A 24876-nucleotide genomic window follows, 5' to 3' on the forward strand; every position below is an offset into this window, starting at 1 on the left:
CCCTGGAGTTGGCTCGGCACGATGCATCGCTGGCAGCGGTCTCGTCTTCGTTGACGTTGCTGACCAATGCCGTGATGGCTTGGAACACGCTGCACATGCAGAATGCTCTGGAGGCGATAGAGGCTATCGGCGGCGAATCTATGCGTGCCGAGGACCTGCGCCAGATCGCGCCAACTCGGCTGGAAGGCATCAATTTGCGCGGCACCTTCGATTTTCCGATTGCACGCTACGCGCACCGGCTACTGCCGAGTGCGACAAGCGCGCAGACCGTACCGTCGACGTGGCGTACAGCATGATCTAGACCACAGACGCGTTGCCCAGCACTGACACCTCGATGCGGTGTCTCGAATACCGATCGCTCTAGCCACCGATACGAAAGGCACCGCAGCAAAAGAACGATGTCGAGGCGAGTCTGCGGGCAAGGACGGTGGCGAACGGCTTGTCAGGTTGCCGCTTCTGCCGGGTCTTAGTGGTAGTAGCACCCTGTATAGAGCCGAGGAAGCCGATCCCCTCGACATGGCAGTATCGTTTGACGCCATTCAAAACGAGGCGCCTCCTGAGGTTTGTCAAATTTCCAAGCACTCCGTCCGCCTCGCGCTGCGTGGCTAACGCGACAAAGAGCTTCGAACCTTGGTCGGCAAGACTATTTCGGAAGCGAAGCAATCGCGTTTGCCAGTCACATCCCAACCCAGGTTTGATCAGATCGTCCATCTCCATGGCAAGGACAACAGCCGACGAGCCGTCGGTGACCCCCAATCCTTCCAGTTCGAATTCGGCATCATTCGTACGGGTCAGCGCGATCGCGGACGTCACGTACCCGGTTTCCATCTGAAACGCGCGGGCGAGGTCTGCCTGAAAGAGGCTGTCAAACGCCGGCGGGAAGCCAGGCACGTGCACCAATGGCACTGTCCGGGCGGCGGCAACTCGTCGATGCGCCATCACCAAGTGCAAGCCTTCCATCGCGCCACACTGCAATCCTTCCCGGTCCGATTGACGAGCGCCGATCTGAATGTGCCCTTTGCTGCCCATAACTGTCTCCGCGCCTTTATTTCGACTATATGCGAAATATGGAAATAAACAAGACCCGCAGCAGGTAGTGGTTTGCCGACGGACGCGAGCTAGTCGCGGGGACCGCCAAGCCTAGCAGTCGTCCACCCTCTCATGACGGCCCGGACGCGTCGGGATCCGCAGTGCGGATGCCCAACCGCTTCATCTTTTCCCATAGCGTCTTGCGGGACACGCCAAGGACGGCCGCGCTATGCGCAATTCGTCCACCCTCGCGCTTCAGCACGGCCTCGATGTAGCAACGCTCAGCGTCTGAGAGGAAGTCTTCCAGCGACTGCATGCCGCTCGATCCCTGAGCTCGCTCGGCGCCATCCTCAAAAAGCTCCCGCTCGCTAATCACGGATTCCGTGCTAAGGACGCAGGCGCGTTCCAGTCGGTTGCTCAGCTCACGCACGTTGCCAGGCCAGCCGTGAGCAAGGAGCGCGGCTTGCGCCGCCGGCGACAGGGTCTTGGTGGGTTCGCTGAGTCTTTCGGCCTGGGATGAGAGAATCTTTCTGGCGAGCCACAACACGTCCGCCGGTCGTTCGCGCAACGGTGGGATGCTCAGGTTCACGACGTTGACCCGATAGTACAAATCCTCCCGGAATCGACCTTCCTTTACGAGGCTGTGCAAGTCGCGATTGGTTGCACATACGATGCGTAAGTCGACCGGTACCACCTTGTCCGACCCGAGCCGCCGGATCTGTTGCTCCTGGATGGCGCGTAGCAGCTTGACCTGCATGGCGTGCGGCAGGTCTCCGATTTCATCAAGGAAGAGCGTTCCACCAATGGCCTGCTCGAATAGCCCTTTTCTGGCCCGATCCAGCCCGGTGTAGGCGCCACGCTCCGCGCCAAAGAACTCGGCTTCCAGAAGCGTCTCGGGGATGGCACCACAGTTGACCGCCACAAACGGCGCCTCGACTTTTCCGCCGAGTTCGTGAAGCCAATGGGCGAGCACCTCCTTGCCAACACCCGACTCGCCAGTGATCAGGGTGATGCGTGCCCGCTTCGCGACGCGGGGCAGCGTGTCGGCCAGTGCCAGCATCGGCTCGGACACCCCTAAGGGCGACTCGGAAGATGTCCGGGCATCGTTCGCGCGGTGCCCGATTGTCAGGCAGACCTTTTTTACCAGTTCGCTGATGTCAAACGGCTTGGTGACATAGTCTGTTGCGCCGTGCTTCAGGATCTCGACTGCCTGCTCCACGCTCGCGAAAGCCGTAATGAAGATGAACGGCGGTACGAAAGTGGCCTGTTCGGCGACTCTCTTGAACACCTGATCTCCGGAAATATCCGGCAGACGGATATCGCTGATCACTGCGCTGTAGCGCCGTGATCGGATCGCTTCGAGGGCGGCTTCGCCCGTGCGGTACCAATCCAGGACGAATCCTTCGAGGCTGAAGCGGTCCGCCACGGACTCGCCCATGATCGGATCATCCTCGATGAGGCACAACCTCGGAGAACTGACGCTCATCATGCAGCTCCATCAATCGGGATCGTCACGTCAAAGCACGTCACACCGTCATCGTTCACTGCCTGAATCGCGCCATTGAGTGTGGTCGTGACCTGGTAACAGACCCACAGGCCAATAGGATAGGAGCGGCGGCCACCTTCGTGTTGAACCATCGAATAGGGCTCAAACAAATGCTCCATGCGTTCCGGTGGAATCGGCTCGCCATCGTTCGCTACCCTGATGCGCAAGCTTCCGTCTTCTACGTCAGCACGAAACCAGATCCTACCGTTATCGCCGATGGCCTTGACGGAATTAAGCAAGAGATTCAGCGATAGCTGCCTGACGTAGTGCGACTGAAGCGGAACAGGCTCAGCCAGACTGACCTGCCAAATTAGCGTTCCATGACGGGCGTCAATCTGCGGGGCAACCAGCATTCTCAAATCCTCCCAGTCGGACGGCGACATCGCCGGAGAGTCCAATCGCGCTTCAACAAGCAACGCGCCCACCGTGGTACGGATCTGGTTCAGCCCGCGCTCGAGGAGCCCAAGCGTCTTGTTTGTGAAGGCATCCGGGCTGCCATGCGTGGCCAATGTGTCCACCGCATTGAGCATGCCGCCCAACGGATTGTTGATTTCATGTGCAATGCCTGCCGCGACCCGGCCCACTGCGGCGAGCCGCTCGGAGGTCAGGATTTCTTTTTCCAGGCGCTCTTTCTCTGCAAGGCCTGTCAGCATGTCCGTGAAGCGCGCGTTCAACAGCGCGATCTCGGCATGTCCCTCCTTGTCAACCATGGATGCGATGTGTCCTGGGGGATCCTTGCCAACCCGCTGCAAGGCGTATGACAGTCGAGATAGTGGCGCCACAATACGCTTTCCCCATATCCAGCCAATCGCGATGAGAACGACGAGTCCTGGCAAGGTCACCGCGAAGAGTTGGAGCAAGGTCTTGCGCAAACGCGACGATATTTTCTCGGCGTCATACACCACCACGACGCGTCCCAGGTTGGAACCGTCGTCAGCCACGACATTCCCGGAGGCCACAACATCATCGACGAACAACCAGCCGGCTCCCGTGTAATGCACGCCTGTCTTGCCATTAGGCTCCGTGAGGAGCGCCTTCGCCGGAGGCGGCAGCGCCGCCAGCTTTGTCGTCATTGGAAACGTCGTGGTGTCAGTCGATACGAAGACGCGTGCTGCATTGTCGGTCACCGTAATACTCTCGAGCGCGTTATCCGCGTCACGCGCCTCAATGGGCGTGCGGATCACCTCGAAGGCCTGCCACACATCGTCGCGCAACAAGGGATCCCGTAACGATCTGGACAGCACGGCAACGAGATTCGTGGCCCCGGCTCGCAAATCTTGTCGTGCGTCCGACAACCCCTGCAGAAGCAGGGTCAGCGTCACCACGCACTCCGTAGCCAGGATGACGGCCGTTAGCGCGAGAGGAATCCGGTAGCGATAACTGAGATCACGAACGCCCATCACGTTCTCGACGTGTTTGCCGTGTGTGCCATTTGTGCAATGGTGTCGAAGATGCTGTCAGGCTCGTTTGCGAAGCCATCAAGGTTTAGCCGCCCCAACACATCGCGCCCACCTTCCGATCGCCCCATTGTGATGAACGCATCCTTGAGTATCGTTGCGTCTTCAGCTGCAAGGGATTTTCTGACGACTAACGGTGGAAAGCCGAACTCCTTCGATCGCCATGCCACTCGCACACCCTGCACGGCTTCCGGTTGCTGGGCGGCCAAGGTATCCCATACATAGCCGTCGACCGATCCACCGTTGGCCAGTCCTAACCGGACTGCATCGACCACCTTGCGATGACTGAAGGTAAAGAACGTCTTCTTGAAGAACCGGTCCGGACTGGTCCCGCGCGACAGCAGCTCAATTCGCGGGACGAGGTAGCCGCTATTGGAGAGTGGATCACTGAAGGCGTAGATCTTCCCCGCCAGATCGCCAATGGTTTGCGTCGCCCGATCCGATTCGGGAACGATGACATAGGACTGATAGAGAGGCTTGCCGTGGTAGAGCGGCGTGGCAAGTAGGGTCAACCGATCCTTCGCCATCACGTATGGATACCCGCAGACCCACGCCACATCGAGTTCGTCCCGCATCAGCAACTCCAGGATCTCGCCATAGGACCCTCGTTGAACAAACTGAACGCGCTTGCCGGTCGCTGTTTCGAGGTATTGCTGCCAGCGCCTGGTCGTCTCGACGCGGTCATTCAGAAACACCGGCGTGGTCCCAAACCGCAGCAAGTCTGGGTCGCGCCCGATGGCAAGCGAGAACGGTGCCACGCCGTAAGCCATCAAGCCACGCAGTACCGCGCGCCGAGTGACGTTTCGGTTTCGTAACATTTCGGTGTCTCCTCGCACTGCAGCAAGTTTCCGAGCCGTGACGTCGGCTTCATGCCTTCTATCGTGCAGCCACGGAAACCCCAAGGAAATCAGTAACTTGGGCTCCGGGCATGTCTTTTGCCAAGCAAACGCTGCTGCACAACTCAAACGGTAGCAGTTTCCAGAAGAAATGGAGGAGACCATGACGGAGAACGTTTCCCGGCGCACCTTCCTGAAAATCAGTGGCATTGGTGCGGCTGCAGGCGCAGTCGGGCCGCTGTCCCACGCCGAGGCCGCCGCGCCACCAGCCCCCGACACCAGCCGAACGCTCCTGCCATACCCGCGGCGCACCGTGGGCACGGTTGGCAAGATGGCCGTCAATCAGCCGGTGCCATTCAGCTATCCGGATGCTGCGTCTCCATGCGCCGCGATCAAGATGGGAACCCCGGTGCCGGGCGGTGTTGGCCCGGACAAAGATATCGTCGCCTATAGCACCCAGTGCACGCACATGGGTTGCCCCGTCACGTACGACCAGGCGACGCGAACATTTAAGTGCCCGTGCCACTTCAGCATGTTCGATGCCGAGAAGTCCGGCCAGATGATCTGCGGGCAGGCGACAGAGAACCTTCCCCGTGTGCAGCTCATGTACGACGCGCAAAGCGGCAGTATCTCCGCGGTGGGTATCGATGGGCTCATCTACGGGCGTCAAGCCAACATTCTGTGACCAGCGATACCGGAGACAACCATGCCCACCACAAAAGACCGGTTGACCCTGCCACCCGTCAACGCACAGAAAACCAACATGACGTGCCACTTCTGCATTGTCGGGTGTGGCTATCACGTCTACAAATGGCCTGAGGGCTCGGAAGGCGGACGCGCCCCCAGCCAAAACGCCTTGGGCACCGATTTTCGCAAACAGGTGCCACCGCTTTCCCTGACGCTGACCCCTGCCATGACGAACGTCGTCACAAACGCCGACGGATCGCGCCACAACATCATGATTGTTCCCGACAAGGCCTGCGTGGTGAACAGCGGCTTGAGTTCGACGCGTGGCGGGAAGATGGCGTCATACATGTACACGCCCGATGGCATCGGACGGGACCGGTTGCATAGTCCGATGATCTATCTTGCCGATCAATGGCTGGAGACGGATTGGGACAATGCCATGGCCGTGTACGCTGGCGTCATGAAGCGCGTGCTTGATCGCGATGGGCCGGATGGTGTCGTCTTCTCGTGCTTTGACCATGGCGGTGCGGGCGGCGGCTTCGAGAACACCTGGGGAACCGGGAAGCTGATGTTCTCCGCAATCCAGACGCAGATGGTCCGTATCCACAACCGCCCGGCCTACAACTCCGAGTGCCACGCCACGCGTGAGATGGGCATCGGCGAGCTCAACAACTCATATGAGGATGCGGAGTTGGCGGACGTGATCATGGCGATCGGCACGAACGCCTACGAGACGCAGACCAACTACTTCCTGAATCACTGGGTGCCGAACCTGCAAGGCGGCACCGTCGAGAAGCGCAAAACGCGCTTTCCTGGTGAGACTCTGGAGAAGGCAAAGATCATTTTGGTAGATCCCCGTCGCTCCCCGACGGTGGCGATCGCAGAACAAGTGGCGGGCAAGGACAACGTCCTGCATGTGGATCTGCAACCCGGAACGGATGTCGCGCTCTTCAATGGACTCTTCACCTATGTGGTCGACAAGGGATGGATCGATCGACCATTCATCGACACCTACACGCACGGGTTCGACGGCGCCATCAAGGCAAACCGGCTCTCCCTCGAAGAGACGTCGCGCATCACCGGCATCCCGCAAGAGAATCTCGTGAAGGCGGCGGAATGGGCATACAAGCCCAAGGCGAGTGGTCAGAGGCCGCGAACGATGCACGCCTATGAGAAAGGCATCATCTGGGGCAACGACAACTACCTGATCCAATCCGCTCTCGTTGACCTGGTCCTGGCCACGCACAACGTCGGGCGGCGCGGCACGGGCGTCGTGCGCATGGGCGGCCACCAGGAGGGGTACACGAGACCGCCATATCCCGGCAAGGGCAAGATCTACATCGATCAGGAACTCATCAAGGGCAAGGGTCGGATGATGACCTGGTGGGCGTGCAACAACTTTCAGACCAGCAACAATGCCCAGGCGTTGCGTGAAGCCGTTCTGCGCCGATCACAGATGGTGAAGGAAGCCATGTCGAAGACGCGCGGCGCCACGCCAGACCAGATGGCCGATGTCATCTATGAGGCAACCCGCAAGGGCGGTCTGTTTGTGACCAGCATCAATCTCTACCCGACCAAGCTGGCCGAGGCGGCGCACGTCATGCTGCCTGCCGCCCACCCAGGGGAAATGAATCTGACGTCAATGAACGGGGAGCGGCGAATCCGCCTGTCCGAACGCTTCATGGACCCGCCGGGATCGGCACTGCCCGATTGCCTCATCGCCGCGCGGATTGCGAACACCCTGAAGGCCATGTACGAGAAGGCCGGCAACGCAGATGCTGCCAAGCGATATGACGGCTTCGCGTGGAAGACGGAAGAGGATGCTTTCAATGACGGCTTCCGGCAAGCAGGCCAGCCAGGCGCCGGCCCCATTGACAGCCAGGGTGGCCCCACTGGCAATCTCGCGACCTATGAGCGTCTGCGCGCCATGGGGAACAATGGCGTCCAACTCCCGATCAAGGAATACGCCAACGGCAAGCTGGTCGGCACGGAGATGCTCTATACCGATGGCAAGTTCGATACCAAGGACGGGAAGGCGGAGTTCAAGCCGTCCCCGTGGCCAGGGTTACCGAAGACCGTGGCAGACCTGAAGGGCAAGTACAAGTTCTGGATCAACAATGGCCGCAACAATGAGATCTGGCAGACCGCGTACCACGACCAGTACAACGAATTCGTCAAGGGGCGATATCCCATGGCGTATATCGAGCTGAATCCGGGTGACGCCAAGTCTCTGGGCATCGAGCCGGGTGACGTGGTCGAAGTCTTCAATGACTTCGGTTCGACCTATGCCATGGCTTACCCCGTGCCATCTGCTAAGTCCGGACAGACCTTCATGGTCTTCGGCTATGTCAACGGCATTCAGGGGGATGTGACGACAGACTGGACCGACCGCAACATCGTGCCGTACTACAAGGGCACCTGGGCGGATATCCGCAGGGTCGGGTCCATGGAAGACTACAAGCGCAAGGTCAGCTTCAAAGATCGCCGCTATGTGTAGTCGACCCACGACAAGGTGAGCCAGGAGAGCCGCGCGCGTTGGGCGCAGCTCCCTGGCATTCCACGTTTCAGCCCACCAGGGCTAGCATTTGATCTTCTTGCCAGGCTTGCAGGCGGCCGAATCCACGCCCTGGCAGCAGTTCTCGGTCAGGAAATCGATCAGCGAGTTCATGCGCCCAATCTCGGGCGCGTAGTACACAAATCGCCCTTCCTGGCGAGAGGACACGAGCCCGGCGTGCGTCAGTTCCTTCAGGTGAAATGACAATGTCGCGCCGGCCAGCTTGAGTTCTTCTTGAATGACACCGACGCTCAGTCCCTCCGGCCCGGCTACAACGAGCCGGCGAAAGATGCTGAGACGTGAGGATTGTGCCAATGCCGACAAGGCTTGAATGGCTTCTTTTTCCTTCATGGGCACGAGGACGATCAAATCGAATGGTTGATTCTACCGTCATCGGCATGGCGCCACGGCGGACGCACCGCCAGCGCTTGCCGCCTTGACTGCTGAGGCTCCGGGAGCCCGGTGGTCAGCGTCAATCATGCCTTGCGCCGATAGCCGGTAGCCACTGCCGCGCACCGTCTCGATGATGGGGGCATAACCGTAGGGCTTGAGGATCGTGCGTAGGCGCTTGATATGCACATCTACCGTCCGCTCCTCGAGCGAAGAATGGCCGCCCCAGACTCGGTCAAGCAGCGTGATACGGCTGTGCACTTTTTCAGGGTTCGCTAGCAGGTAATGCAACAGCTTGAACTCGGTGGGGCCGACCTTCAACAAAACCTCTGCTCTTTTCACGACGACATATGCGCGGTGACACCGCGGGTCCAGTGTCAGCCCGTGAACGGTCACAAGCTCTCCGAAGAGCTGGGGCACATGCCGGCGGAGTGCCGCCCTGATGCGGGTGAGCAGTACGTTCGGCGCGATGGGCTTGAGCAGGTAGTCGTCCGCTCCAGCCTCCAGCGCCTCAATGCAGTCTTCGTCCGAACCTCGCGTGGACAACATGAGAACGGGCACTCGCCTGCTACGACCGCTTTTCCGCAAGCCCCGCAAAAATTCGATGGCCGAGTTACCCGGCAACGTATGACTCAATACGATCAGGTCAGGCGGAACGCTGGCCATCAAAGGCGCCGCCATCTGTGTGTCTGCCACACGCAGCGCAAAGTAACCGCCTCGCAGCAGCGTAGCGCTCAACATCTCTGCACTAGCGGCATCGTCCTCAATCGCCAATACGCTTGCCCGCATGCATGCCTCGTCATTCGTGAGGTTGGGGGTCATTCGCAGATTCCCGCCAGTCGGTGGCGTCTCGCGCGCTACCGCCGACTCGCTGTCATGGCTAGGGACCAAACCTCGATGGTTCTAGAACTATGTAAATAATTTGTAGAACGACTTTCGACTTGCGACAAGTCGCGGCCAGCCGTTTCAGGCGACAGGGGGCATAGCGGTCAAATATGCCTCATGAGACTCTTAGTGAAACCTGGACGCCATCTGATCTACCGCAATGAAAACGATCAATATTTTGATAATATTGGAAACATGGAAGTTATCGCTGCGTGGCCGGTCACTCGCGCCCGCGCTGTCCGCGCCTGAAGCCGCGTTCGAAGAGGAAGTCATCATGAAGACCCTGGAAGTGTTTGACCCTGCCATGTGCTGCCCAACTGGTGTCTGTGGGGTGTATGTGGACGCCGTCCTGGCGCAGTTTGCCGCTGACCTGAAATGGCTCGAAGCACAAGGCGTCACAGTCGCCCGACATAACCTTGGTCAGGAGCCCCAGGCATTCGCGGCCAACCCAGCCATCGTCAAGGAGATGGAGGGCGGCATGGACCGACTGCCGATCATTACGGTCGACGGGCGCATTGTCTCCACCGGCATGTATCCCTCGCGCCTGCACCTGGCACAGAAGCTTGACCTTGCGGTGGCCTCCAGTGACAAGCCGCGTGTCCGTGTGGGCGAATGCACGCCCGGATCCGGCTGCTGCTAACGGAGCGTGCCATGGCTCTCCCATCGACACGGACTCGTTACCTGTTCTTCACGGGGAAAGGCGGGGTCGGCAAGACCTCGCTGTCTTGTGCCACAGGCCTAGCTCTGGCCGAGGCGGGTAAATCCGTGCTCATCGTGAGCACGGACCCGGCCTCCAATCTCGACGAGGTGCTGGGCGTGTCCTTAAGCCAAGTGCCGACCGCGATCCCCGGAGCGCCCGGCCTGTGCGCCCTGAATATCGACCCTGAAGCCGCGGCACACGCCTACCGCGAGCGCATGGTGGCGCCTTACCGGGGCATCTTGCCTGCGGCGGCCATCCAGAGCATGGAGGAACAATTCTCCGGCGCGTGTACTGTTGAGATTGCCGCATTCGATGAATTCTCGAAGCTGCTGGGCGACCCGTCTGGCACAGCCGAGTTTGATCATGTCATCTTTGACACGGCCCCCACCGGCCACACGCTGCGTCTGCTGACGCTGCCGTCCGCTTGGGACGAGTTCATCTCGTCCTCGACCGGCGGCGCTTCCTGTCTGGGACCGCTAGCCGGCCTGGAGAAACAGAAGGCGCTTTATGCCGCGACAGTCGATCGGCTCTCCAGTGCCAACGAGACGACCGTCGTGCTGGTCGCACGTGCCGATATCGCATCGTTGCGAGAAGCCGAACGCACGCACGCCGAACTGGCTGCCCTCGGCATAGGAAATCAGGAGTTGGTCATCAACGGCCTATTCTCCGACGCGACCTCCGGGGACCCCATTGCGACGGCAATGGCGCTGCGGGCGGCTGAATCACTGGCCAATATGCCGGTGGCGCTCGCCGCATTGCCTCAGGCACGCATTCCCTTCCTGCCACGCGGCACGGTGGGATTAGACGCACTGCGCGAAATGGCCCACCCGGAGACGGTGGCATCCCCAACCGTTCACGACAGACCCGCCATCGACTTGCCGCCTGGCGCGGGTGGACTGGTCGAGCGCATGGCCTCCGCTGGCCACGGCGTCATCATGACGATGGGCAAAGGTGGCGTGGGCAAGACCACGGTGGCGGCTGCGGTGGCCGTGGCGCTGGCCAAGATGGGACACCGAGTCGTGCTATCGACAACGGACCCGGCCGCACACATTGCGGCCACGATCGATGGTGCGGTGCCAGGCTTGACGGTGAGCCGAATTGATCCAACGGAAGAAGTCAGGCAGTACACGGAAGAGGTTCTCGGCAAGGCTGGGCAGCAACTCGATGGCGCCGCACGCGCCATGCTGGAAGAAGACCTGCGCTCACCGTGTACCGAGGAGATTGCAGTTTTCAGAGCCTTCGCGCGCACTGTCGACGAAGGCAAGGACGGATTCGTCGTGCTGGATACCGCCCCCACAGGCCACACCATCCTGTTGCTCGACGCGGCGGAGGCGTACCACAAGGAAGTCATGCGCACGCAGGGCGACATGCCCGAGGCCGTCCGGCAGTTGTTGCCACGACTGCGCGATCCTGACTATACCCGCGTGCTCATTGTTACCCTGCCGGAAGCCACACCCGTGCACGAGGCAGAGCGCCTTTCGGAAGATCTCGCCCGCGCGGGCATCAACCCGTATGCGTGGGTCATCAATCAATCGCTCCTGGCAAGCGGGACGACTCACCCCATGCTGAGCCAACGCGGGGACTATGAAGTGCCCTTCATCCAACGTGTTGCCAAGGATCTGGCGCAAGAGTGTGCCCTGATCCCGTGGCTCGCCGAACTTCCCGTCGGCGTCGCTGGCCTGGAGCATCTGGTCAATCAGGAGTCGGCATAAGCGCCGATATGAGCACTTGCGGGGCAGCGGGCGCTTGGAGCGCGTCTGCTGCCGTCACAGAAAATTCACTTTGATTTATTTTATATTTCCAATATAGTCGAATCATGGAAACCGATCATGTTCTCGAAGCGCTCGCTGCGCTTGCCCATTCGATTCGTCTGTCCGTATTCCGACTGTTGGTCCAGGCTGGGCCGGAAGGGCTGGCTGCCGGCCGGATTGCGGAGCTGATGGAAATGCCGGCGTCGTCGCTGTCCTTCCATCTGAAGGAATTGCATCGCGCCGGCCTGCTTGCTAGCCGTCAGGACGGGCGCTGGATCATTTATATGGCCAACTTCGAGACCATGAACGCACTGCTGGGCTACCTCACGGAGAACTGCTGCAGCGGCAATCCATGCACTCCCGTGTCCAAACGTTTTGTCGCCATTGAGGCCTAACCATGAAGCGCTTCCACGTTCACGTCGGCGTCACCGATCTGTCTGCGAGCATTCGCTACTACTCCGCACTCTTTGCAACCGAACCAGCTGTGGTGAAAGAAGACTACGCCAAGTGGATGCTGGAGGATCCGCGCGTGAACTTCGCCATTTCGGCACGCGGCGCGGAAGCTGGCGTGGACCACCTCGGATTCCAGACCGACGATGCGGAAGAGTTGGTCGAGTTGAAGGCACGAGCCGAAGCGGCCGACATGGCACTGCTCGACGAAGGCGAGACCACCTGCTGCTATGCACGGAGCGAGAAGTACTGGGTGACCGATCCGCAAGGCATCGCCTGGGAGCATTTTCACACCCTTGGGAATGTGCCAGTGTACGGCGAATCCCGGAAGATCGAAGACGCCAAGCCAGAATCGGCGTGCTGCGCGCCTCGTGCGCCCCAGGGCAAGCCGATTGGCGTTGCCGTCAACTCCACGCCGTCCTGCTGCTGAGAGTGACCCATGAGTGAAAAAATCTACAACGTGCTGTTCATCTGCACCGGCAATTCGGCACGCTCGATCCTGTCGGAAGGCCTGATGAATCATCTCGGCAGAGGACGCTTCCGTGCCTACTCGGCGGGGAGTCATCCGACCGGGACGGTGAATCCGCTCGCTCTGGCGCAACTGGCGCGCTACGACATGGAGACACACGGTTTTCGCAGCAAAAGCTGGGACGAGTTCTCGCAAGACGGTGCACCGGAACTCGATTTCGTCTTCACGGTATGCGACAAGGCGGCGGGTGAAGTCTGCCCGATCTGGCCGGGCCAGCCGATGACTGCGCACTGGGGTGTTCCCGATCCTGCCGCATGCGAAGGGACCGATGCGCAGAAGCAGCAAGCCATCAGTGACGCCGCCATTTCGCTCAAGCGTCGCATAGAACTGTTCCTGGCATTGCCCCTGCCAAAACTGGATGCCGTTGCGCTCCAGAAGGCCGTCCGGGACATCGGACAGCAGTAACGCAGTCCGGCCCGTACTCCAATACTCTTACGTCGCGCCCCATGACTACCAACGTTTTGATCTTGTGCACCCACAACTCGGCCCGCAGTGTGCTGAGCGAAGGGATGTTGAACCATCTGGCCAAGCAGCTCGGCCGTGATGTCCGCGCCTACAGCGCGGGAAGCTCGCCGAGCGGTCGTATCAACCCGTTCGCCATCGAAGTGCTTGGCGACGCAGGTGTCGACGTTAGTGGCTTTCGCAGCAAGAGCTGGGACGAGTTTGTGGGCGAAAACGCTCCGGAGATGCGGGTCGTGATCACCGTGTGCGACAGCGCGGCCGAAGAGGAATGCCCCTACTGGCCGGGCAGCCCCGTGAAAGTGCACTGGGGCTACCCTGATCCCTCGAACACCGAAGGTGGTGACGCGAAGAAGCGTCAGGCCTTCGAACTCACGCGCCAGGCGATCGGCTATCGGATGCTGCAGTTGCTGCTGCTGCCGATCGAAGACATGAGCAACGCCGAACTTCAAGAGACGCTGCAACGTCTGGCTGGGAGCTGAACGATGAGCAGTCAGAATGTAGCGGCGTCCAGTCAAGCCGCGGGCAAGCCGGCCATCAGCTTTTTCGAGCGCTATCTGACCGTCTGGGTCGCGCTCTGCATCGTTGCCGGGATCGCGTTGGGGCAGATGCTGCCCGAGGTCTTCCAGGCGATCGGGCGCATGGAGTACGCCCAGGTCAATCTGCCCGTCGGCGTCCTCATCTGGGTGATGATCATCCCGATGCTGATCAAGATCGACTTCGGCGCGCTGGGCCAGGTGAAATCGCACTGGCGTGGCATCGGTGTGACCTTGTTCATCAACTGGGCGGTCAAGCCGTTTTCGATGGCTTTGCTCGGCTGGATCTTCGTGCGCCACCTCTTTGCGCCGCTGCTGCCCGCCGATCAGCTCGACAGCTATGTGGCTGGCCTGATCCTTCTCGCCGCCGCACCCTGCACCGCGATGGTCTTCGTGTGGAGTCAGTTGTGCAAGGGCGACCCGTACTTCACGTTGTCCCAGGTTGCGCTGAATGACGCGATCATGGTGGTGGCCTTTGCACCCGTTGTCGCGCTCCTGCTGGGCTTGTCGTCTATCACCGTACCGTGGGACACGTTGCTCACGTCGGTGGCGCTCTACATCGTCGTGCCGGTCATCATCTCGCAATTGCTGCGCAAGATGCTTCTGGGTCGAGGCGTCGCCTATTTCCAGCGCGTTACCCACAAGTTGGGACCGTACTCGATTACGGCACTGCTTCTGACGCTGATCCTGCTGTTCGCCTTCCAGGGCAAGGCCATCATCGATCAGCCGCTGGTCATTGCACTGCTGGCGGTACCTATCCTGATTCAGGTCTTCTTCAATTCCGGGCTCGCCTACCTCTTGAACCGCAAGCTGGGCGTCGCACACTGCGTAGCCGGTCCGTCCAGCCTGATTGGCGCCAGCAACTTCTTCGAGCTTGCCGTGGCAACCGCCATCAGTCTCTTCGGCTTCCAGTCGGGTGCGGCACTTGCTACGGTCGTGGGGGTGCTTATCGAGGTGCCGGTCATGCTGCTGGTCGTCAATATCGTCAACCGGTCGCAGTCCTGGTACGAGACCAAGAGCAACTAAGGAATCCGAATGTCGGTAACGATCTACCATAACCCCGAGTGCGGCACCTCACGCAATACGCTGGCGATGATTCGCAATGCGGGCATTGAACCAACGGTTATTGAATACCTGAACTCGCCGCCTGACCGGCAGACGCTGCAGCAGATGATCCGTGCCGCGGGCCTGACAGTTCGCCAGGCCATCCGCGAGAAAGGCACGCCTTACGCGGAACTCGGCCTGTCCGATCCCTCGCTGACTGACGATCAGTTGCTGGATGCGATGCTGGCCCATCCGATCCTGATCAACCGGCCGTTTGTCGTGACCGAACTCGGTATTCGCCTGTGCCGCCCCTCGGAACTGGTGCTCGATATTCTGCCCGCGCCACAGCAAGGCGCCTTCACCAAGGAGAATGGTGAAGTCGTCATCGACGCGCAGGGGCGGAGGGTCCAATGATGGATTTGCCCAATATCGTGCCAGCGGTGCTGGAAACGCCCAATCTGGACAAACTGGAGCCGGCACACGTCAGTACGCACCCGCCGCGTATCCTGCTGCTCTACGGTTCGTTGCGCGAGACGTCGTACAGCCGGCTGCTCGTGCAGGAAGCCGAACGAATCCTCCAGCATTTCGGCGCGGAGACCCGCATATTCGACCCGCACGAGCTGCCGATGGCCGACAGCGTCCCCGCCGACCACCCCAAGGTTGTCGAGCTGCGCAAACTGTCGGAATGGTCGGAAGGCCAGGTGTGGTGCAGCCCAGAGCGGCACGGCACGCTGACCGCGGTGTTCAAGAACCAGATCGACTGGCTCCCACTGGAAATGGGCGGCGTCCGCCCGACGCAGGGCCGGACGCTCGCCGTGATGCAGGTCAGCGGCGGCTCGCAGTCGTTCAATGCCGTCAATGCCCTGCGTGTGTTGGGGCGCTGGATGCGCATGGTGACCATCCCTAATCAGTCGTCGGTTGCCAAGGCGTACCAGGAATTCGATGCTGATGGCCGCATGAAGCCATCCTCCTACTATGACCGCGTCGTCGACGTCATGGAGGAGCTCTACAAGTTCACGCTGCTGGTTCGCGATCGCAGCGACTACCTGACGGACCGCTACAGCGAGCGCAAGGAAGCGGCACCTGCCACGGCCACCACACTCGCGGCCGCTGCCATGAGTCATGAGCAGGAAGCCCAGGTCGGTGATACGGATACTGGCGAAGTCGAATAATAATCAACAGGATGGCCATGGAGCCGAGCAGTAGCGTGATCGCCAGGCTGGGCATTGCCCAGACGCTGGCATGGGGGTCGACGTATTACCTGCCGGCCATGCTGGCGACGCCGATGGCGAAGGATCTCGGCGTGTCGGCACCGACGGTATTTGCGGCGTTCAGCGCGGCGCTGATTGTGTCGGCACTCATCGGCCCCTCCGCAGGCAGGATGATCGATCGAACCGGTGGGCGCTCGGTATTGGTGGCCACCAGTCTGATATTTGCCCTCGGACTCGCGGGTCTGGGATTCGCGCAGGGTGTCATCGGGCTGTTCGCCGCCTGGCTAATCCTTGGCGTCGGGATGGGTGCGGGCCTCTATGAGGCCGCATTTGCAACATTGGTGGCACTCTATGGCAATCGCTCACGGGGTGCCATCACCGGCATCACGCTGATTGCCGGATTCGCGAGCACTGTCGGCTGGCCACTATCGACCTACATGGATGCCCACGTTGGATGGCGAGGCGCGTGTCTTGCCTGGGCAGCACTTCATTTGACGCTGGGACTCGCCCTGAATCTCAGCATGCCTCGTGGCGCGATTGCTATTGAGAGGCCCGTGGCTCGACCGTCCACCGTAGTCGCTTCGGCAGAGGAACCTTTGCAACGGTTCGCTTCATTTGCGCTGGCATTTGTCTTTGCGGCTACCTGGTTTATCAGTACCGCCATGGCTGCACATTTGCCTCGACTACTTCAGGCCGGCGGTGCGACGCTTGCCACCGCCGTCTTGGTCGGTGCGCTGATTGGACCCGCCCAAGTCGGAGCGCGCATTCTGGAGTTTGGCCTACTGCGCAAGGTTCACCCACTGCTATCAGCGCGCATCGCCGCCGCCATGCACCCGCTCGGCGCACTGGCTTTTGGCCTGCTGGGCGCGCCGGCCGCCGTCCTGTTTGGCGTTCTACACGGCGCAGGCAACGGCATCCTCACGATTGCAAAAGGCACGCTTCCACTGGTCATCTTCGGCCCGGGTGGCTACGGGCTTCGACAAGGCGTTCTGATGGTCCCGGCCCGTGTCGCTCAGGCATTAGCGCCATGGCTCTTCGGCATGCTGCTCGACATCGCCGGCGCCAAGGCGCTCTGGCTGTCGTCCGGGCTCGGTGTTGCAGCCGTTCTGATGTTACTTGCCGTTCGGGATGTGAAATCGGCTCAGGCTCAACCTGCTTGAGTGACGGTCCAGCCAACCTAAGCCATCGCCTACGTGTGACGCCAGACCTTGACGGCTGAGATCAGCAGGATGGCGGCTAGCAGTGGCAGCAGCAGGTCCGTGGGTACCATCCCGAGCAGCAGTCCGCCTAGGTAGGCACCGACGATGGAGCCCGCAGCCATCAGCCCCGCAAAGCCGCGATGGCGGAGCAGCACCGAAAAGCTCTGGTCCCGGCTGTAGCGCGCGAAGGCGGCCAGCATCGTGGGCAAGCTGATGGCGAGGCTCAGGCTGCCCGCGAGCTTGAGATCGACGCCAAAAAGTAGCGTCAGGGTTGGAATCAGCAGTTCGCCGCCGGCCACACCCATGACGGCAGCCATGACGCCTATCGCGAAACCCGCCACCACGCCCCCAGCAAACTGAATGGGTCCAGGTTGCAACAAGGCCTGGTGGCTCCCAGCCCCATGGCTCGTCCAGAGCACCACGGCCATGCCGACGAGCAGAATGGCGATGATCCGGTACAGCAGGTCCGAGCGCATGCGCGTGGCCCAACTCGCCCCGCACCACGCGCCGACCAGGCTTCCCGCAAGCAGGTTAAGAATGATTGGCCAATGGGAGAGCACCTGCGCGGCCGACACGGCCTGAGTCCGGAAAGGCAAGGCAAACGCCACTACCACCAGGCTCATCGCCTTGTTCAGGATCACGGCTTCCAGCGCGGCGAAACGGTAAAAACCAATGAGCAGTGGAAGCCGGAACTCGGCGCCACCCAGTCCGATCAGTCCGCCAAGGGTGCCAACGAGGCCCCCGCCAACAAAGGCCGCGGCCTTGGACTGCGAGGAGTTCGATGCACTGTGGGCCATTTTGATTGCTGCCGCAGGGGCATGACGTGAATGAGATCCGAGCCCAGGCGCACGGCGAGCGTCGCGCCAGGGAACCGGTTTTAGACGAGCCACTCTCACACCATGTAACGGGTGGCTCGACAAGCGATATCTAATCCATACGATATCGAATCCAAAGTATATCGCATGGCCGTGTTGACCAGAATCGCCGATAATGGATGCCATGAAACCAACGCTCTCGACATCGCCCGCTCATGAAAAGGCCCGTTTTCGGGTCGAGATCAAGCACGCAGTGGCCATCGGCCCGGGCAAGGCTGACGTTCTGGAGGGGATAGCCGAAACCGGTTCGATTGCCGAAACGGGGAGGCGGTTGAACATGAGCTACCAGAAGGTCTGGTCGCTTGTGGCGGCCATGAATGCCGACTTTGTCGAACCGCTGGTGCTCAAGCAACGGGGAGGCGCATCCGGCGGCGGAGCGCAACTCAGCCTGACGGGTCAGCGCGTGCTCGAGGTCTACCGAGCCATCGAGCGCGACGCGCAGCGGGCGATCGAAAAACGGCTACCTCAGTTGCTTCGCCTAATTCGGCCAGACACCGGCGAGTTGAGTTAATCGCGTTCCGCCGACTCCGGACGTCTCGGAACGCCCTCAGGCGAGCCTATTAGGTGTGAGCGCTACGGACATCAGTGTCAGCGATGTCAGTCCCCGTTTTCCAGGCGCCGGGCGATGCGCGAAAACATGGCCGTTACAAGAGACTGACTCAGAAGATCTACATCGTGATCAAGTTCCTCGAGTTCCTGAACGGAGAAGCTGCTAGATACCCGCGCCGCAAATTCGTTGGCGAGCGCGATCACACGTGCATTCTGTTCACTTTGCGTGGCTGCGGACTCTTGAATGGCCACCACAGCAGTGGTGAACGAAAGGTAGTGATCTGCGTGAATGGCAAAAATCCGCTGACTGTCACTCCCTTTCTTGGCCCACACATCGTGTTGGATTCGGTTGCGCCGCACACGGACTTCGTCCAGGTTGTCCAGGATCGCGATGGTCGCGGCTAGTTCCGCGCCGCTCAGCGACTCCTCGGCGACCTTTCTCGCGCCTGCGGTGGCGCTGGCCGCGCTCTTGTGCTTTTTCAGATGCCGGGCGGCTTCATCTGGTGTCGTATCCAGCAAGATCGCGAAGTAGCAGTTCAGGTTCACTTCGGCATGGGCCCACGACGCCGCGATCGCCCCGATTTTTTCAGCAAATTTTGGCGACTCGCGAATCAGATGCGGCCCCACCTCCAGGACGGGCGCTCCCGTTTCATCAAAGATCTGGATCCCGTATTTCTTCCGTGTCATTGTTGACTGGTTTTTAACCGGCTAAGTAAGTAGAAACTGCGACCCGTCGTCGGCCAATACGGTACGGCTTATGGCCTGCTGCTTGACCTAGGGCGTATCGCCACTAAACGTCGCATCCACAAATTCCCGCAACTGCGTCAGGTCCGTCTTGGCATAGGCCGCTGTGGTCTGCACTGAGGCGTGGCCAAGCAGCGCCTGGGCGGCTGGCAACGGTACCTGGTGGTCAACCACCAGCGTGCGCGCATAGGCATGGCGTAACCAGTGCGGCGATGCGGCGCGTAGCAGCAACGCCTGCGCCGGCTCGCGCGCCTGCAGACCATTGGCCACGTCAGCAAAGATCGCCTTGACCTCGCGATAGAGGCCGGCCTGCCGGAGCGCTTCCCCCTTGTTGCCGTGGACCACCGGCAATGCCTCGTGCGCTGGCGGCTCGGGCGGCAAGCCGCGGGCGCGGCGATACGCCCGCAGCACCGCCACGCACGGATTCGGCAGCGGAATGGCCCGCACCTTTCGCCCCTTGCCGCAGACATACAGGGTCCACCGCCCGGGCGCTTCGACCTCCAGGCGGGGCAGTGCAGTCTCATCCGACCAGGCCAGTTCCGCCAGGCGCACGCCTGCATAGCGATACAGCGCCCAGATCGCCCGCCGTCGCCACGCCGGCAACGCATCGTCGGCACTGTTCGCCTCCAGCCAGGCATCGCACGCGTCCAGCAGCGCAGGCGGAATCAGCCGCGTCGGCACAAAACCGGTCCGCGCACGACTGCCGGCAGACAGGCCGGCGGCCGGATTGGCGTGCAGGTAGCCGGTGGCGTACCAGTAGCCGTAAAGACTCGCCACCACCGCGAGTGCGCGCGTGCAGGTCGCTTCGGACAGCGGTGGCGACGCGGCCTCCGTGCCGGGCTCGCCGTGCTGCAACGTGTGCCGGTAAGCGAGCAGTTGCTGGCGCGTCAGGTCCGACAACGGCCCAAGCCCGTGCGTGCCACACCAGCGCATCAGGCGACGTAGCTCGGCGCCATAAGCACGCAGCGTATGGCGCGATCGGCCGGTCCGGTCGCGCAGAAAGAGCGCCAACGCCTGCGCGTCATCGACGGCACCCAGCGTGTTGGCGGCGCTCTGAGGCTGGGCGAAGCGGCCAGCGCGTGCGAGCCACGCGGGGTCGGCATGACCGAATGCGGCCAGCCATGGCGTGGCGACCATCCCCGTCACCTCTGTGGCAGCCACTACCCCTGGCTTGCTCCCCGGCGAGGCGGTGGTGGAGCGGAAGCGGCGGCGGTGCGTGTGCAGCAGCCGGGCGAGGACCGTCTCCGGGCTGGGCGCTTGGTCCGCCGGCGCGGTGCGCAGGCGTCCGCGCTCCCAGTACTCGACGGCCCCGTCGTGGGCCAGCAGCAGGGTAAGCACCGTCGGCTGCGCGGCCTTGGCGTCCGCGAGCGATCCGTAGCGGCGCTTGATGCGTGTGAGGGTCCAGTGCGCGTAGACCGGATGCCCGAGCGTCTCGGCGAGGTAGGCGAGCGCCGCGTCGACCGTCGCCGGCAAGGGGCGCGGTGGCACCGCACCGGTATCGATCCAGTCGGCCGGATTCATGACTGATTGCGGCGCTTGCTGTTGGGCTTGCTGTCAGGCTTACCAGGCGGCTTACCGATCGATCGCGGCGCGCGCGCCACCTTCGCCGCGGGCGGTGCAGCGGCCAGGGTCGCGCGCAGCAGTTCATCGAGCTGGGCGCGCTGGCTGGCCGTGACGGCCTTGAGGGCACTGGCCTCGCCGGCGGCGGTCTGGCGCGCCGCGCGTTCGCTGATCAGCTCCGCGTCGAGTCGGTCGCGCTCCTCCTCGAGCGCCGCGATGCGCCGCTCGGCGAACTTGAGTTGCGAGGCCAGTTGCGTCCGCTCGGCGCGCACCGCGTCGCGCTGATGGGCGGTTTCCTGCAGGAGCTGTTTCGACAGCGCCTCGTAGCGCGTCTGGACGGTGGAGATCGCTTCGGCATGGGTGCGTTCGTCCGCCAGCACACGTGCCTGCACGGTCGCCAGTGCCGTCTCGAGTTCGCCACGACGTGCCGCGTGGTCGTCGGCCCGCGCGCTGGCGGCCGCGAGGGCAGCGCTGGCTTCGGCCAGCGCGGTGTCGCGCGCGGCCAGCTGCCCGCGCACCTCGCTGAGCTCCTGGCGCAGCAGCTCGACCCGCAGGTCGGCCTCGGCGCGGGCGGACTGTGCGGCCTCCGCGGTCTGTTGCGCCTCGCGCCGCAGGCGCACCACGTCATCCAACTGGACCGCCACGGCGGCCTGCCACAGCGCGCGCATCGCTTCGGCAATCTCGGCGGGAAGCTCGGGCAGGGCCAGGTCGGCCAGGCCCGCGCGCACGACTTCGGCCTCGATGGCATTGAGTGTGCGCGACAGCGTCGCCGGGTCGCCGCCGCCGAGCCGGTCGCGCAGCTTGCGCACCGACACCACGCGGCGAAAGCGGGCGGCGGTGGGCGGTGCCGCATCCCCGGCCTCGGTCAGCATGCCCAGCACGGTGGCGCGGATCTGGTCGGGCGTGGCGGCGAGGCGGGGCATGGCGATAGAAAGCAGGGAATGTGGCCCTATCTTACACACGATCCTAACGTTAGGAAAGGCATATTCCTGTGGTTCAAGAAAATGAAAACAGGATAAATCTAATTATCTTGCTAAAACAGAATCTAACGACCCAAAGGGTGCGTTTGGCCGCGCGGGAGCCCGATCAGCGTTTCAAATCCAGGGGAGGAGGACCAGTCAGCAAGTGACTGATTTGACGGGGATTTTAGGCAAGCGTCGCCCGGAAACCCGCATGGTTGCTAGGGGTGGCTACCCTGGCAAATTGCAGGGAAATCAAAGGGACCCCACCGTGGCCGAGATCGTCGAGCTGTGCCGCAAGAAGCCGGGCCAGATCTCGTTCGGCTCGTCGGGCATTGGCTCGGCCCAGCACCTGGCGCTGGAACTGTTCCGGCTGCAGGCCAAGGTCGATGTCGTCCATGTGCCGTACAAGGGTTCGGGTCCGCTGATTGCCGACCTGCTCGGCGGCCAGATCGACTATGCGTTCGACACGATGACGGCCGCCACGCCGTTCATCGCACAGGGCAAGGTCATCGCCATCGCCCAGACGCGCCTGAAGCGCGCCGCCAGCCATCCCAACGTGCCGACGCTGGCCGAGTCGGGCTTCCCCGGCCTCGATGCCGCGTCGTGGTACGGCCTCGTCGGCCCGAAGGGCATGTCGCCCGCGCTGGTGCAGCGCATGAACCAGGACGTCAACAAGGCGCTGGCCATGCCCGATGTGGCCGAGAAGCTCAAGAGCTTTGGCGCCGAGGACTCGGGCGGATCGAGCCAGCAGTTCGGCGCGTTCATCGCGTCGGAGGCAAGCAAGTGGGGCAAGGTCGTGAAGCAGGCCGGCGTCAAGGCCGAAGCCTGACCACATTCCTCAGTGATTTCTTCCGGAAGCTATCGATGACCAATCCCGACACGACCTCCAACGCGGCGCCCAACGATGGCGCCCGCCCCCTGCCGCTGGCCGGCGTGCGCGTGCTCGACGTCTGCCAGGTCATGGCCGGTCCGTATGCCTGCATGCTGCTGGCCGATCTTGGCGCGGACGTGATCAAGGTGGAACCGCCCGATGGCGGCGACCAGACGCGCGGCGCGATGGGTTTCAAGATGAAGGGCCCGGACAGCATGGGGTTCCTGAACATGAACCGCAACAAGCGCAGCGTCACGCTGGACCTCAAGAGCGAGGCAGGCCGCCAGGTGCTCTATCGTCTGGCGGAGTCCGCCGACATCCTCGTCGAAAACTACCGTCCCGGCGTGATGAAGCGGCTCGGCATCGACTACGACACGCTGGCCAAGATCAATCCCAGGCTGGTCTACGTCAGCATTTCTGGCTTTGGCCAATCGGGGCCGTGGGCCAAGCGTCCCGGCTTCGACCTGATGGCGCAGGCCATGTCGGGCGTGATGAGCGTGACCGGCTACCCTGGCGATGCCCCGGTGAAATGCGGCGTGCCGGTGGCCGATATCGGCTGCGCGCTGTTTGCCACCTACGGCATGCTGGCCGCCTATATCGGCGCCAAGGAGACCGGCAAAGGCCAATACGTCGATGCATCGCTGTTCGATTCGGCGCTGGCATTCTCGGTCTGGGACAGCTCAGAGTATTGGGGCACGGGCCGCGAACCGGAGCCGCTTGGCACCGCCAACCGCATGAGCGCGCCGTACCAGGCCATGAAATCCTCCGACGGCCATTTCGTGATGGGCGCGACCAACCAGAAACTCTGGCAACTGCTTTGCAATACGCTGGACCGGCAGGACCTGCTGGCCGACGAACGCTTTGCCACCGTGGCGCTGCGTCTTGCCAACCGGCATGACCTGATCGCGGAGCTGGAACGTACATTCACGCAGAAGCCGAGCGATTACTGGATCGAATCGTTGCTGGAAGTCGGCATTCCGGCCGGGCCAATCCTGACCTATCCGCAGGCATTCGACAGCGAGCACGGCAAGCACCGGCAGATGCGTATCGAGATCGACCATCCCATCGAAGGCAAAGTCCCGAACATCGGCTTTGCCGTGAAGATGGGTGGCACGCCGCAACAGGTGCGACGCCATCCGCCGCTACTGGGCCAGCATACGGACGAGGTGCTGGCCGAGCTCGGCATCGGACGCACCGAACGGGAGGCGCTGGCCGCGGGCGGCGCGTTCGGGGCATGAGCGCGAACCCGCCGCCGGAGGCCGGCCAGGTCACCCTCTCCGTCCTGGGACAGGTCGCCACGCTGACATTCGACCGCCCCGCCGCGCGCAACGCGATGACGTGGGCCATGTACGAGCAACTGGGCCAGCATTGCCGCGCCCTGGCGGGCGCCGACGGTGCTGGCATCCGCGTGGTCGTGATGCGCGGCGCCGGTGGCGAGGCATTTGTCGCCGGCACCGATATCGCTCAGTTCCGCGCATTCCAGAGTGGCGACGATGGCATCCGCTACGAGGAGCAGATCGATGCAGGCATCGGGCTGGTCGAGAAACTGCCCATGCCAACCGTGGCCGTGGTCGATGGCTGGTGCGTGGGCGGCGGCCTTGCCATCGCCACCGCCTGCGACTTCCGGCTTGCCACACCCAATGCCCGCTTTGGCGTGCCGATTGCACGAACACTTGGCAATACGCTGTCGGCCTTGAATCTCGCCAAGTTGCGCGCGGCGTGGGGCCTGCAGCCGGTGCGGCGCATGCTGTTGCTGGCGCAGGTCCTCGGTGCCGAGGCTGCCTTGGCGTGCGGCTTTCTGGAAGGTATCCATTCCGCCGACGAAATCGATGCCGAGGTCGCGGCGCTCTGCGAACGCTTGGCCAAGCTCGCCCCGGTGACGCAGCAGGTGGTCAAGGAGGCGTTGCGAAGGCAGACGGTCGCGGCCGTGGCCGATACCGACGATCTGGTGCGGCGCTGCTATGGCAGCAACGACTTCAAGGAAGGGGTGGAAGCGTTCGTCGACAAGCGATCGCCGGAATGGAGCGGGAAATAGAAGAAGCCAGGCGCCGC

General features: G+C 62.1%; 27 protein-coding genes. 17 read left to right on the forward strand and 10 right to left on the reverse strand.

The window, feature by feature from the left end:
• A partial coding sequence (locus AC3FLX_RS22660; protein WP_488699570.1) for a Tn3 family transposase occupies nt 1-296 on the forward strand: 296 nt, incomplete at its 5' end.
• A 64-nt stretch (nt 297-360) separates the two neighbouring features.
• Here AC3FLX_RS22660 and AC3FLX_RS22665 read toward each other — a convergent pair.
• The 4 genes from AC3FLX_RS22665 to AC3FLX_RS22680 all read right to left on the reverse strand — a co-directional run bounded on the left by AC3FLX_RS22665 (nt 361) and on the right by AC3FLX_RS22680 (nt 4850).
• A complete protein-coding gene (locus tag AC3FLX_RS22665; protein ID WP_488699571.1) occupies nt 361-1029 on the reverse strand; it encodes a hypothetical protein in 669 nt (222 codons plus the stop codon).
• A gap of 130 nt (nt 1030-1159) precedes the next feature.
• Nucleotides 1160-2518, reverse strand: a complete 1359-nt coding sequence (locus tag AC3FLX_RS22670) for a sigma-54-dependent transcriptional regulator (RefSeq protein ID WP_488699572.1) — start codon at nt 2516-2518, stop codon at nt 1160-1162.
• Nucleotides 2515-3897, reverse strand: coding sequence for a sensor histidine kinase (locus tag AC3FLX_RS22675; protein WP_488699573.1), 1383 nt, complete (start codon nt 3895-3897; stop codon nt 2515-2517). Before AC3FLX_RS22675 ends, AC3FLX_RS22670 begins: the two co-directional genes overlap by 4 nt.
• Nucleotides 3898-3974: 77 nt before the next feature.
• Entirely contained in the window at nt 3975-4850 is an 876-nt protein-coding gene (locus tag AC3FLX_RS22680; protein WP_488699574.1) for a substrate-binding domain-containing protein, read from the reverse strand.
• A 181-nt stretch (nt 4851-5031) separates the two neighbouring features.
• Between AC3FLX_RS22680 and AC3FLX_RS22685 the strand changes: the two genes are divergently transcribed.
• Both AC3FLX_RS22685 and AC3FLX_RS22690 read left to right on the forward strand, forming a co-directional pair.
• On the forward strand, nt 5032-5553 hold the full coding sequence (locus AC3FLX_RS22685) for an arsenate reductase (azurin) small subunit (protein ID WP_488699575.1): 522 nt from the start codon (nt 5032-5034) through the stop codon (nt 5551-5553).
• 21 nt (nt 5554-5574) lie between these two features.
• Nucleotides 5575-8052, forward strand: a complete 2478-nt coding sequence (locus AC3FLX_RS22690) for an arsenate reductase (azurin) large subunit (RefSeq protein ID WP_488699576.1) — start codon at nt 5575-5577, stop codon at nt 8050-8052.
• Nucleotides 8053-8133: 81 nt separating this feature from the next.
• Here AC3FLX_RS22690 and AC3FLX_RS22695 read toward each other — a convergent pair whose 3' ends face one another.
• Nucleotides 8134-8460 carry an ArsR/SmtB family transcription factor gene (locus AC3FLX_RS22695; protein ID WP_488699577.1) on the reverse strand — a complete coding sequence of 109 codons (327 nt, stop codon included), beginning with the start codon at nt 8458-8460 and terminating at the stop codon, nt 8134-8136.
• A 39-nt stretch (nt 8461-8499) separates the two neighbouring features.
• Nucleotides 8500-9321 (reverse strand): winged helix-turn-helix domain-containing protein, encoded by an 822-nt coding sequence (locus tag AC3FLX_RS22700; RefSeq protein ID WP_488699578.1) that lies wholly within the window; start codon nt 9319-9321, stop codon nt 8500-8502.
• 223 nt (nt 9322-9544) lie between these two features.
• On the opposite strand from AC3FLX_RS22700, the gene arsD reads away from it, so the two are divergent.
• The 10 genes from arsD to AC3FLX_RS22750 all read left to right on the forward strand — a co-directional run bounded on the left by arsD (nt 9545) and on the right by AC3FLX_RS22750 (nt 17224).
• A complete protein-coding gene (arsD, locus tag AC3FLX_RS22705) occupies nt 9545-10024 on the forward strand; it encodes an arsenite efflux transporter metallochaperone ArsD (RefSeq protein ID WP_488699579.1) in 480 nt (159 codons plus the stop codon).
• A gap of 11 nt (nt 10025-10035) precedes the next feature.
• The gene (arsA, locus tag AC3FLX_RS22710) at nt 10036-11796 is read left to right on the forward strand and encodes an arsenical pump-driving ATPase (protein ID WP_488699580.1); all 1761 of its coding nucleotides are present in this window, start codon (nt 10036-10038) and stop codon (nt 11794-11796) included.
• Nucleotides 11797-11900: 104 nt separating this feature from the next.
• The gene (locus tag AC3FLX_RS22715; RefSeq protein WP_488699581.1) at nt 11901-12230 is read left to right on the forward strand and encodes an ArsR/SmtB family transcription factor; all 330 of its coding nucleotides are present in this window, start codon (nt 11901-11903) and stop codon (nt 12228-12230) included.
• Between the two features lie 2 nt (nt 12231-12232).
• Nucleotides 12233-12715, forward strand: coding sequence for an ArsI/CadI family heavy metal resistance metalloenzyme (locus tag AC3FLX_RS22720; protein WP_488699582.1), 483 nt, complete (start codon nt 12233-12235; stop codon nt 12713-12715).
• 9 nt (nt 12716-12724) lie between these two features.
• Entirely contained in the window at nt 12725-13219 is a 495-nt protein-coding gene (locus AC3FLX_RS22725) for an arsenate reductase ArsC (RefSeq protein ID WP_488699583.1), read from the forward strand.
• 41 nt (nt 13220-13260) lie between these two features.
• Nucleotides 13261-13755, forward strand: a complete 495-nt coding sequence (locus tag AC3FLX_RS22730; protein ID WP_488699584.1) for an arsenate reductase ArsC — start codon at nt 13261-13263, stop codon at nt 13753-13755.
• A 3-nt stretch (nt 13756-13758) separates the two neighbouring features.
• Nucleotides 13759-14835, forward strand: coding sequence for an ACR3 family arsenite efflux transporter (arsB, locus tag AC3FLX_RS22735; protein ID WP_488699585.1), 1077 nt, complete (start codon nt 13759-13761; stop codon nt 14833-14835).
• 9 nt (nt 14836-14844) lie between these two features.
• Nucleotides 14845-15267: an arsenate reductase (glutaredoxin) gene (gene arsC / locus AC3FLX_RS22740; RefSeq protein ID WP_488699586.1), complete on the forward strand. Its 423-nt coding sequence runs from the start codon at nt 14845-14847 to the stop codon at nt 15265-15267.
• A complete protein-coding gene (gene arsH, locus AC3FLX_RS22745) occupies nt 15264-16025 on the forward strand; it encodes an arsenical resistance protein ArsH (RefSeq protein ID WP_488699587.1) in 762 nt (253 codons plus the stop codon). Before arsC ends, arsH begins: the two co-directional genes overlap by 4 nt.
• Nucleotides 16026-16042: 17 nt before the next feature.
• Nucleotides 16043-17224 (forward strand): MFS transporter, encoded by a 1182-nt coding sequence (locus AC3FLX_RS22750; protein ID WP_488699588.1) that lies wholly within the window; start codon nt 16043-16045, stop codon nt 17222-17224.
• A gap of 29 nt (nt 17225-17253) precedes the next feature.
• Here AC3FLX_RS22750 and AC3FLX_RS22755 read toward each other — a convergent pair whose 3' ends face one another.
• The gene (locus AC3FLX_RS22755) at nt 17254-18060 is read right to left on the reverse strand and encodes a sulfite exporter TauE/SafE family protein (protein ID WP_488699589.1); all 807 of its coding nucleotides are present in this window, start codon (nt 18058-18060) and stop codon (nt 17254-17256) included.
• Nucleotides 18061-18262: 202 nt separating this feature from the next.
• Between AC3FLX_RS22755 and AC3FLX_RS22760 the strand changes: the two genes are divergently transcribed.
• Nucleotides 18263-18649 carry a winged helix-turn-helix domain-containing protein gene (locus AC3FLX_RS22760; protein WP_488699590.1) on the forward strand — a complete coding sequence of 129 codons (387 nt, stop codon included), beginning with the start codon at nt 18263-18265 and terminating at the stop codon, nt 18647-18649.
• 86 nt (nt 18650-18735) lie between these two features.
• Here the strand turns inward: AC3FLX_RS22760 and AC3FLX_RS22765 are convergent, their stop codons facing one another.
• The 3 genes from AC3FLX_RS22765 to AC3FLX_RS22775 form a co-directional block, all read right to left on the reverse strand.
• Nucleotides 18736-19374: a hypothetical protein gene (locus tag AC3FLX_RS22765; protein ID WP_488699591.1), complete on the reverse strand. Its 639-nt coding sequence runs from the start codon at nt 19372-19374 to the stop codon at nt 18736-18738.
• An 87-nt stretch (nt 19375-19461) separates the two neighbouring features.
• Nucleotides 19462-20952, reverse strand: a complete 1491-nt coding sequence (locus AC3FLX_RS22770) for a tyrosine-type recombinase/integrase (RefSeq protein ID WP_488699592.1) — start codon at nt 20950-20952, stop codon at nt 19462-19464.
• Complete coding sequence (locus tag AC3FLX_RS22775) at nt 20949-21914, reverse strand: DNA-binding protein (RefSeq protein ID WP_488699593.1); 966 nt, start codon at nt 21912-21914, stop codon at nt 20949-20951. Before AC3FLX_RS22775 ends, AC3FLX_RS22770 begins: the two co-directional genes overlap by 4 nt.
• A 202-nt stretch (nt 21915-22116) precedes the next feature.
• On the opposite strand from AC3FLX_RS22775, the gene AC3FLX_RS22780 reads away from it, so the two are divergent.
• The 3 genes from AC3FLX_RS22780 to AC3FLX_RS22790 are packed head-to-tail and all read left to right on the forward strand — an operon-like array spanning nt 22117 to nt 24859.
• On the forward strand, nt 22117-22782 hold the full coding sequence (locus AC3FLX_RS22780; protein ID WP_488699594.1) for a tripartite tricarboxylate transporter substrate-binding protein: 666 nt from the start codon (nt 22117-22119) through the stop codon (nt 22780-22782).
• 35 nt (nt 22783-22817) lie between these two features.
• Nucleotides 22818-24062, forward strand: coding sequence for a CaiB/BaiF CoA transferase family protein (locus AC3FLX_RS22785; RefSeq protein ID WP_488699595.1), 1245 nt, complete (start codon nt 22818-22820; stop codon nt 24060-24062).
• Entirely contained in the window at nt 24059-24859 is an 801-nt protein-coding gene (locus AC3FLX_RS22790) for an enoyl-CoA hydratase/isomerase family protein (protein WP_488699596.1), read from the forward strand. The genes AC3FLX_RS22785 and AC3FLX_RS22790 overlap by 4 nt, the downstream gene beginning before the upstream one ends.
• Nucleotides 24860-24876 lie beyond the last annotated feature (17 nt).

It is taken from the genome of Cupriavidus sp. 291-E7 (genome assembly GCF_057798835.1).

Coding starts and splice junctions, on each gene's coding strand:
- AC3FLX_RS22665 (WP_488699571.1), bottom strand. CDS start 1,029: ATGGGCAGCAAAGGGCACATTCAGATCGGCGCTCGTCAATCGGACCGG.
- AC3FLX_RS22670 (WP_488699572.1), bottom strand. CDS start 2,518: ATGATGAGCGTCAGTTCTCCGAGGTTGTGCCTCATCGAGGATGATCCG.
- AC3FLX_RS22680 (WP_488699574.1), bottom strand. CDS start 4,850: ATGTTACGAAACCGAAACGTCACTCGGCGCGCGGTACTGCGTGGCTTG.
- AC3FLX_RS22685 (WP_488699575.1), top strand. CDS start 5,032: ATGACGGAGAACGTTTCCCGGCGCACCTTCCTGAAAATCAGTGGCATT.
- AC3FLX_RS22690 (WP_488699576.1), top strand. CDS start 5,575: ATGCCCACCACAAAAGACCGGTTGACCCTGCCACCCGTCAACGCACAG.
- AC3FLX_RS22695 (WP_488699577.1), bottom strand. CDS start 8,460: ATGAAGGAAAAAGAAGCCATTCAAGCCTTGTCGGCATTGGCACAATCC.
- AC3FLX_RS22700 (WP_488699578.1), bottom strand. CDS start 9,321: ATGACCCCCAACCTCACGAATGACGAGGCATGCATGCGGGCAAGCGTA.
- arsD (WP_488699579.1), top strand. CDS start 9,545: ATGAAAACGATCAATATTTTGATAATATTGGAAACATGGAAGTTATCG.
- arsA (WP_488699580.1), top strand. CDS start 10,036: ATGGCTCTCCCATCGACACGGACTCGTTACCTGTTCTTCACGGGGAAA.
- AC3FLX_RS22715 (WP_488699581.1), top strand. CDS start 11,901: ATGGAAACCGATCATGTTCTCGAAGCGCTCGCTGCGCTTGCCCATTCG.
- AC3FLX_RS22720 (WP_488699582.1), top strand. CDS start 12,233: ATGAAGCGCTTCCACGTTCACGTCGGCGTCACCGATCTGTCTGCGAGC.
- AC3FLX_RS22725 (WP_488699583.1), top strand. CDS start 12,725: ATGAGTGAAAAAATCTACAACGTGCTGTTCATCTGCACCGGCAATTCG.
- AC3FLX_RS22730 (WP_488699584.1), top strand. CDS start 13,261: ATGACTACCAACGTTTTGATCTTGTGCACCCACAACTCGGCCCGCAGT.
- arsB (WP_488699585.1), top strand. CDS start 13,759: ATGAGCAGTCAGAATGTAGCGGCGTCCAGTCAAGCCGCGGGCAAGCCG.
- arsC (WP_488699586.1), top strand. CDS start 14,845: ATGTCGGTAACGATCTACCATAACCCCGAGTGCGGCACCTCACGCAAT.
- arsH (WP_488699587.1), top strand. CDS start 15,264: ATGATGGATTTGCCCAATATCGTGCCAGCGGTGCTGGAAACGCCCAAT.
- AC3FLX_RS22750 (WP_488699588.1), top strand. CDS start 16,043: ATGGAGCCGAGCAGTAGCGTGATCGCCAGGCTGGGCATTGCCCAGACG.
- AC3FLX_RS22755 (WP_488699589.1), bottom strand. CDS start 18,060: ATGGCCCACAGTGCATCGAACTCCTCGCAGTCCAAGGCCGCGGCCTTT.
- AC3FLX_RS22760 (WP_488699590.1), top strand. CDS start 18,263: ATGAAACCAACGCTCTCGACATCGCCCGCTCATGAAAAGGCCCGTTTT.
- AC3FLX_RS22765 (WP_488699591.1), bottom strand. CDS start 19,374: ATGACACGGAAGAAATACGGGATCCAGATCTTTGATGAAACGGGAGCG.
- AC3FLX_RS22770 (WP_488699592.1), bottom strand. CDS start 20,952: ATGAATCCGGCCGACTGGATCGATACCGGTGCGGTGCCACCGCGCCCC.
- AC3FLX_RS22775 (WP_488699593.1), bottom strand. CDS start 21,914: ATGCCCCGCCTCGCCGCCACGCCCGACCAGATCCGCGCCACCGTGCTG.
- AC3FLX_RS22785 (WP_488699595.1), top strand. CDS start 22,818: ATGACCAATCCCGACACGACCTCCAACGCGGCGCCCAACGATGGCGCC.
- AC3FLX_RS22790 (WP_488699596.1), top strand. CDS start 24,059: ATGAGCGCGAACCCGCCGCCGGAGGCCGGCCAGGTCACCCTCTCCGTC.